The organism is Xenorhabdus sp. PR6a, assembly GCF_028599065.1.
GTDB classification, from domain to species: Bacteria; Pseudomonadota; Gammaproteobacteria; order Enterobacterales; family Enterobacteriaceae; genus Xenorhabdus; species Xenorhabdus doucetiae.
This window is the reverse complement of sequence record NZ_JAQRFJ010000127.1, coordinates 1-2,733: the sequence shown is the minus strand read 5'-3', so window position 1 is coordinate 2,733 and position 2,733 is coordinate 1. Positions and strand designations below refer to the sequence as shown.

Genomic DNA, 2,733 nt, shown 5'->3' with positions numbered 1-2,733 from the left:
AAGAAATAATCGTTATTAGATCATGTCATTAGGTTTCATTCAATAGATGAACCCAAAAGTATGCTCGCGCCCTGATCCGTAGGCAGTGGGGCTGGTGTATTTGTCCATACGCATATTCCACCCCATCAGAATAATGGGCGTCCGTGGGGTGAAATAAGTTCGCCCCTGTGAATTGAGTTAATAGGATGCCAGCCGCAATGCGTGTATGCGGATGTGATTAAAGTGATTGCGGTGGCAAATTCAGTGAGTAAATTGATGGCCACTTATTATTTTCACCCCTCAAATGAGGGAGGAAAAACGGAAAGCGGTGATAAAAAAGGCCACACCGAATGAAGAGCAGCCTAAAGTAGATCTGGGAGAGCTATTTCCAGTTGAAACAATAAGGTAGTGAATCTCCTGCATTTTGTTGTTGCAACAGACTACCCAAGTTTTTGGCATCGTTGTTACCGTACTCGCCAATAAATTCGTATTCGTGTTTGCCAAATAAATGGCTGTCAATACTGCTACCCAATTGATAAGGAGTACCATCCACCGTTAGCGTGAGATTCTGCTTAAATAAATCCACCAGCTTCTGATAACCAGCTTGATTGTTATCCGAAAAGACCCGGATAAAGATTTTCTGGTTTAACCCATCCCAGACGAGCAATGCAAATTTTGTGATAGCGGTTTTATTCTGGAAGCCAGTCAACGTACCGAATGGGCCAAGATGCTCACCGGCAGGTTCAAATTCCGCATCAGCAAGATATCCCCACATCTGATCTTGGTTAGAAAAAGATCCCGTACCGACTACAAGATTAAAGTTCACCATACAATCTGTGGGCTGTGGCTTTGAACCAGATTTCAGCAAATGCCAGTCACATGCCATCAGGTCATCGGGTGTTGGCTGCCACGGAAACCATTCACCATGCTTATTGCTCTTTTCGATATAAACTGGATCATGAGATGTCAGGCGCATATGCTCACCCGGTGCATCCCAATCACTGCGGTGCAATTTATTTCCCAGATATACCTGAACGATTGCCCACGGACAAGTGCCGACAGGCGCAGTTATCGCATCAATCTTGTATTGTGAGGGAATAATTTGGCATTGTTTTTCTGGATTATTAACTTCAGACATAAACACCTCATTTAATGATGAATTAATAAAGGTAATCTCATTCCGCTGCTAAATAACCATAAATTTTATTTAAGCCGGATTTTTATCTCAATGAGATCTTACCCATTGAGAGTTATATAATTTGAAAGACATTGATTGTTTTTTTGAGTTGTAAACGGGCTGGTGGTAGGGCATGAAGTTTCCCCTTTTGAAATCGCCGCCGCTATCAATGCCATTGAGCCGCGTCTCTTTATTACTAAAGTCGAATTGTCACGGGACGGCAAAGCGTGGGCGGTGGGCGTTATTCCCATCAAACTCAATGAAGTGGCGCGGCTGCACCGCGGTTCGGTACAGGTGGTGATCGTATGAAGATACAACGGCTTGATTTTCACTCCGATCTGCTGCGGGCGATATTGTGGCAGTACGAGAACGCCGAAAAACTGAAAACACTGGCCCGGCGCAAGGCAGATTATTTTCACCGCGCTAATGTGGCTTTCTGGCATCACTGGACTCGGGATGTCTTCAATATTGATACGGCCAATGACTTCGGACTGGCGGTCTGGGCGCGTATTCTGGATGTCTCGTTGGGGATTGATGTTTCACCCAGTGACAAAACCAAAATCGGCTTTGGCTTCGGTAAGAAACGCAATTTTAAGGGCAATTTTCGGCGCAACGCCGATTACACCCTGATGCTCACAGCGGAACAAAAACGACTCATTATCCGGATGCGCTACTTTAACCTGACACAAAGCCCGACGGTGAGCAATATCAATACCTTTCTGGAGCGCTTTTTCTGGCGCAATGACAGCAAAGTCTTTGTGCTTGATCCGCTCGACATGACCTACATGTATTACGTCTTCAACTTCAATCCGGATGAAAACTTACGGGTGCTGTTGGAGAACTTCGACCTGATGCCGCGTCCTTCTGGCGTCGGCGTGAAATACCGCGTTGTCACCAAAAAAGCCTTTGGCTTTGGCCACAAACACACCAATTTCTTAAGCAGTAACTTCGGAGCATAATACCATGACAAAAACATTTAAAACCCCCTTCGCGGCGCAAGGGGACCGGGTTTCTATTCCTAATGAAGTGCAACCCGATGGTTCCGTTTCCTACACGCAAGGCTATGGCTACGACTATGAACGTGACCAGGCGACGGATCCGGCCGCCAAAGATATCGAACGCGAGAAGATGAACAGTATCTTCCATGATATTACCGGTGCGGTCGGGGAAGTTCAGATCTTTGGTTACGCTAAATGGTCGGAAGCAGGTGCTCCTTACCCGATACGCAGTATCGTGTATCACAATAAAAAAGCCTGGCAGTCAAAGATTGAAAATAACAATACCGAACCGGCTGCCGGTACCGCATGGACGGAACTGAAAGCTGACCTGACCGCCGGTGATATTGACGTATACACCAAAGGTGAGGCAGATAAAAAATTCCAGCCGCTGGGTAATTATCAGGCAGCGGGTTACAGCTATTCAAAAGCGGAGTCTGACACTAATTTCCAGCCGAAAGGCAACTACGCCCCGGCGGGTAATTACGCCATGAAAGGTGAGAGTTACACCAAAGCAGAGGGGGATCAGCGGTATCAGGCGAAAGGTAACTATGCACCGGCAGGGGACTATGCTTTCACCGC

At 46.5% G+C, this 2,733-nt stretch carries 2 protein-coding genes and 2 pseudogenes; 3 read left to right on the top strand and 1 reads right to left on the bottom strand.

What is annotated here, in order from left to right; translation table 11 throughout:
* Positions 1 to 361: 361 nt before the first annotated feature.
* Positions 362 to 1,117, bottom strand: coding sequence for a Thoeris anti-defense Tad2 family protein (locus tag PSI15_RS17515; RefSeq protein ID WP_273584633.1), 756 nt, complete (start codon positions 1,115 to 1,117; stop codon positions 362 to 364).
* A gap of 153 nt (positions 1,118 to 1,270) precedes the next feature.
* On the opposite strand from PSI15_RS17515, the pseudogene PSI15_RS17510 reads away from it, so the two are divergent.
* The 3 genes and pseudogenes from PSI15_RS17510 to PSI15_RS17500 all read left to right on the top strand — a co-directional run.
* A pseudogene (locus PSI15_RS17510) lies at positions 1,271 to 1,465 on the top strand (baseplate J/gp47 family protein); the annotation flags it as partial.
* Positions 1,462 to 2,115 carry a DUF2612 domain-containing protein gene (locus PSI15_RS17505; protein WP_273584632.1) on the top strand — a complete coding sequence of 218 codons (654 nt, stop codon included), beginning with the start codon at positions 1,462 to 1,464 and terminating at the stop codon, positions 2,113 to 2,115. The pseudogene PSI15_RS17510 and the gene PSI15_RS17505, both read left to right, overlap by 4 nt.
* Before the next feature lie 4 nt (positions 2,116 to 2,119).
* Positions 2,120 to 2,733, top strand: a pseudogene (locus PSI15_RS17500) (phage baseplate protein); the annotation flags it as partial.

Bases quoted from the DNA above. Each gene is read 5' to 3' on its own strand.
- PSI15_RS17515 (WP_273584633.1), bottom strand. From the start codon at position 1,117: ATGTCTGAAGTTAATAATCCAGAAAAACAATGCCAAATTATTCCCTCA.
- PSI15_RS17505 (WP_273584632.1), top strand. From the start codon at position 1,462: ATGAAGATACAACGGCTTGATTTTCACTCCGATCTGCTGCGGGCGATA.